Source organism: Bacillus sp. LL01, from assembly GCF_001037965.1.
The window spans coordinates 1-4,382 of record NZ_LFEL01000163.1 but is presented as its reverse complement, the minus strand read 5'-3'; the positions used below and the strand labels follow the sequence as shown (position 1 = coordinate 4,382).

The following is a 4,382-nucleotide window of genomic DNA, read 5'->3' as shown; positions in this document are numbered from 1 at the left end:
AGTAGGAAAAAGATCAGTGTGTATCTCGATTGTTTTCGTTTTAAACTTTTTCAAAGCTTTTACTACATATTGGCTACAACGTAAAGCGGCCGGACCGGAAATCCCAAAATGAGTAAAAATCATATCTCCCTCATGCGTTTTTATTACTTTTCCTTTAGGGTTAATGACAGAGAGGTGGATCTCTCTTAAGGAAAGCCCTTGAAGTTCTTTCGATTTAATAAAGCGTTCATTTGATGTAATAGGGACTTCAGTTGGGTAAAGCTCAGTGATCGTATGTCCTGCCTTCTCTGCCCATGGATAGGCATCTCCTGTACTCCCGGTWTGAGGAACAGATTTTCCACCGGTAGCTACTATAACTGCATCAGCTTGGATCCGTTCACCATTCTTTAATTTCACCGCACACACTCGTTCAGCATCATATTCTAGTGATTGAACGCTTGTATTCGTACGAATGTTTACTTTAAGAGCACGTACTCGGTTGAGGAGAGTGGAAACGACCGTTGTGGCTTTATCATTCACAGGGAACATTCGACCACGATCTTCTTGTTTCAACTCAATGCCAAGTCCTTCAAAGAAAGCAATAATATCTTCATTATTGAATACGGAGAAAGGGCTATGCATAAAACGACCATTACCCGGGATGTGGGCAATTAAATCTTGTARGTCCATCCGATTGGTCACATTACAACGTCCCCCACCAGATATAGCTAATTTTCGGCCGAGTTTATCTCCCTTATCAAGTAAAGTGACGGAAGCACCGTGCTCAGCAGCAGCAATGGAAGCCATTAACCCCGAAGGACCTCCACCAATTACAATTACATGTTGATTCATTTTTATCACCTGATTCGTCTAATTGATTGTTTTAGAGTAGCATCTTTTAAAGGGAAAAGGAAGGTAGAGTGGAGGTGGCTCAAACTTCTTACTTCTTTTTTTATAAAATGGTTAAATATTTCTTGTATCTCTATGCTACAATGCTTACTAGTGTTAAATTTCATTTCAACCCTCGAATAAAGGTAGGAGGAAAAAATGGCTGATCAAAAACTAATGCGTGGCACGATGGTGTTAACAGCCGCGACGCTTATTTCAAAAATACTTGGTTTTGTATACATTGTTCCATTTTCTGCTTTAGTGGGACAGGTAGGACTTGCTTTATATGGATATGGCTATGCCCAATATATTGTGATTTTAAGTTTAGCGACGTTGGGAGTTCCTTTAGCAATTTCTAAATTTGTTTCGAAATATCATTCATTAGGTGACTATGAAACAGGACATAAATTGTTCAGATCAGGGTTAGTGTTTATGTCATTAACAGGGGTTCTTGCCTTTCTAGCATTGTTTTTACTTGCGCCTGTTCTTGCACCTAGCATTCTTCCTGTGGAAAAGCCAAATGGAAACACCCAAGCAGATGTGGTTTTTACCATCCGAATGGTTAGTGTAGCGTTAATCATTGTACCAGTTATGGCGGTCATTCGTGGATATTTCCAAGGTTTTCAATCGATGGGACCGACAAGTGTTTCTCAAGTGGTGGAACAAATTGTCCGCATCTCATTTATCCTAGCAATGGCCTATGCAATTGTAGGGGTTGGAAATGGAGACATTGGATTAGCGGTAGGTTTTGCTACGTTTGGAGCATTTGTTGGAGGACTTGGGGGACTAGCTGTTCTTCTATATTATTGGTTTAAAAGAAGGAAGCATATCTTAAAGCAAGTGGAAGAAAGCACAACGAGACATAATCTTACTCTCCCTCAAATGTATAAAGAACTCATTACTTATGCGTTACCCTTATCCTTTGTAGGACTAGCGATTCCATTGTTTCAATATATTGATTTGTTTTCAGTCAATAATGCATTAGATGGTACGACTTATGAAAATATTTCTGAAGCGTTTTTTGGAGCGCTTAATCAATCAGTTCATAAAATTGTGTTGATCCCGATGGCACTCGCTACGGCATTATCAATTACCCTTGTGCCGACGATTACAAAATCATTTACTTCCGGTGACCACAATGCACTGCAAAGACAAATTACTCAAACCTATCAAATTATTTTATTTATTTCTGTACCAGCAGCAGTTGGAATGACGGCTCTTGCTTATCCAGTTTTTGCTTCTCTCTATGGTCTTGAGGATTTAGCCATTGGAGGAATGGTACTTCGTTATTATGGACCAATGACATTGTTTTTCTCTCTTTTTGCTGTAACAGCAGCTATCTTACAAGGGATGAATCGTCAAAAGCAGGCAGTCCTCTCATTAGTAGCAGCTCTTCTTGTTAAGCTAGCTCTTAACTATATCTTACTTGTCACAACGGGGCCGGTTGGGGCAATTACTGCGACTTATATGGGATTTAGTGTAGGGATCGCAATAAATGTATGGGCAATTAGACGCTATGCACAGTTCGATTACTCCTCTATTCTAAAACGCTTTATGCTCGTTCTGATGTTTTCACTTGTGATGGCAGGAATKGTTGTCTTAGCGGTAAATGGACTTCAAACATTCATGCCACTAGAAACACGTATGAATAGTTTTATTTTAATGTTTATCGGTGTTGGTATTGGAGCCATCGTATATGGGTATCTAGTATACCGTTCTGGCTTGGCTGAAAAAGTATTAGGTCACCGATTCCGCTTTTTGAATCGAAAAAAAGTAAATCAAGAAAGCTAATCGCCTATGCGATTAGCTTTTTTAAAAAAGTGAAATTATGGTGGGTGTGTAGAAACTTGTCTAATCGCCGAAAATTCGACAAGTGTTGGCATCGAAAGCCCCTTTTTCTAATTTAAGTCGTTTGATATAATGAATGATGCTAGAAACAGTCAAAGCAAAAAAAACGACTGAACAAGTTGGGGGACCGGATGAAATATTCTTTTACAAAAGATAATGATTGGCTGCTTATCATTACTACGTTCCTATTAGCTGGGTTCGGTCTGTTAATGGTATTTAGCTCCAGTTACGTATTAGCGATTGATAAATTTAACAATCCATATCATTTTATTGCAAGACAAGCTATATGGTTTTTACTTGCAATCCCTGCCTTTTTGTTTTTCATGCACTTTCCTTACAGGTTGTATCGAAAACTTACAGTAGTGATTGTTGGTTTAATGGTGGTATCATTAATTTTAGTAAAAACACCATTAGGTCATGAAGTGGGAGGGGCCCAACGTTGGATTCGCTTCGGCCCATTAAATTTACAACCCTCTGAATTTGTGAAAATAGGGATTGTCATTTACCTTGCTCATGTTTATTCCAAAAAACAAGTGTATATTGATCAGTTTGTTAAAGGTGTTTTACCACCACTGATCGTTGTAGCGGTTATTTTTGGGTTAATTATGCTTCAACCAGACCTCGGAACGGCTACCTCAATCCTGATCGTTTCATTATTGGTAGTCTTCTTTTCAGGAGCAAGATGGAGACACTTAATCGGACTTGGCATCGTTGGTGGAGGTTTATTTGCCACTCTAGCAGTGACGGAGTCTTATCGAATCAAACGTTTAGTATCATTTACTGWTCCATTTTCAGATCAATTTGGTACAGGACTACAATTAGTAAATTCGTATATTGCTATTGCACATGGGGGGGTAACTGGAACCGGTCTTGGTCAAAGTGTTCAAAAACTTTTATACTTACCAGAAGCTCATACTGATTTCATTTTGGCGATAGTTTCTGAGGAATTAGGATTTCTTGGAGTAGCATTTGTCCTTATTTGTCACGGACTAATCCTATTTCGTGGGGTAATGATCGGTACACGTTGTAAAACGCCTTTTGGCAGCTTGTTAGCATTTGGGATTGTCTTTCAAATTGCGATTCAAGTTATTTTTAATATTGGAGCAGTTACGGGTCTCTTACCGATCACAGGGATTCCTTTACCACTCGTTAGTAATGGAGGCTCATCGTTATTAGTAACGTTAGTTTCTATAGCGATTCTTGCAAATATTTCTAGAAATAACATCCGGCAAAAGCGGCTTAACCAAGAAGAAGAACCGTTGACTGCCTAAATTCGATTAATGTAGTTGTTTCGTTTGGAGGCGACAATGGAAGAACGTAAAACAAATTTGCAACAAATTGATTACACGTTGCTCTTTCTCTTATTTGTGTTAATGTGCTTTAGTTTGCTTGCGATCTATAGTGGGTCTGGGCAGTATTTTAGTAGTGATCCAACCTTGTTTTTAAGAAGACAAATCCTGTTTTTTGTAGCAGGTGCAATTGTAATGGCCATCATGATGGTGATGGATTATGATCTCTTTAAAAACTTCTCTATACCGCTTTATGCAATAGGTATGGTTGCGCTTATGCTCGTTTCATTTACGCCACTAGGGGTATTTCGAAATGGGTCAACTCGTTGGTTGAACTTAGGATTTGCGCAACCTCAGCCTTCTGAGTTTGTAAAAATA

Annotated in this window: 4 protein-coding genes; 3 read left to right on the top strand and 1 reads right to left on the bottom strand. The window is 38.9% G+C overall.

Annotated features, from left to right (window positions below; translation table 11 throughout):
* The coding region (locus tag AB685_RS27010; protein WP_047973687.1) for an aminoacetone oxidase family FAD-binding enzyme at nucleotides 1-831 on the bottom strand (831 nt) is incomplete at its 3' end.
* 195 nt (nucleotides 832-1,026) lie between these two features.
* Here AB685_RS27010 and AB685_RS27005 point away from each other — a divergent pair.
* From AB685_RS27005 to AB685_RS26995, 3 genes are all read left to right on the top strand, one after another.
* Nucleotides 1,027-2,658: a polysaccharide biosynthesis protein gene (locus tag AB685_RS27005; protein ID WP_047973686.1), complete on the top strand. Its 1,632-nt coding sequence runs from the start codon at nucleotides 1,027-1,029 to the stop codon at nucleotides 2,656-2,658.
* Nucleotides 2,659-2,846: 188 nt separating this feature from the next.
* Nucleotides 2,847-3,986 carry a putative lipid II flippase FtsW gene (gene ftsW, locus AB685_RS27000; RefSeq protein WP_047973685.1) on the top strand — a complete coding sequence of 380 codons (1,140 nt, stop codon included), beginning with the start codon at nucleotides 2,847-2,849 and terminating at the stop codon, nucleotides 3,984-3,986.
* 36 nt (nucleotides 3,987-4,022) lie between these two features.
* On the top strand, nucleotides 4,023-4,382 hold a 360-nt coding region (locus AB685_RS26995; protein ID WP_047973684.1), incomplete at its 3' end, for an FtsW/RodA/SpoVE family cell cycle protein.